The organism is Streptococcus suis (genome assembly GCF_002960445.1).
Taxonomy (GTDB): domain Bacteria; phylum Bacillota; class Bacilli; order Lactobacillales; family Streptococcaceae; genus Streptococcus; species Streptococcus hyiners.
The window spans coordinates 1-322 of record NZ_POJD01000047.1; the positions used below are offsets into that span (position 1 = coordinate 1).

At 40.4% G+C, this 322-nt stretch carries 1 protein-coding gene; it reads left to right on the plus strand.

Going from position 1 to position 322, the window contains the following annotated elements; translation table 11 throughout:
* A partial coding sequence (locus C1G53_RS00245) for a signal recognition particle receptor subunit alpha (RefSeq protein WP_192873091.1) occupies positions 1-322 on the plus strand: 322 nt, incomplete at both ends.

Sequence of the window (322 nt, forward strand, 5' to 3'; positions counted from 1 at the left end):
GTTTTTAAAAATCTGCGTCGTAAGGGAAAAATTTCTGAGAGTGATATTCAGGAAGCAACTAAGGAAATTCGTCTGGCCTTACTAGAAGCCGACGTTGCCTTGCCAGTTGTAAAAGACTTTATCAAGAAGGTGCGTGAACGTGCTATCGGTCATGAAGTCATTGAAACCCTGAACCCCGCTCAACAAATTATCAAAATCGTTGATGAAGAATTGACGGCTGTATTAGGTTCTGAAACTTCAGAAATTATCAAATCACCAAAAATTCCAACTATCATTATGATGGCTGGATTGCAGGGTGCTGGTAAAACGACCTTCACAGGTA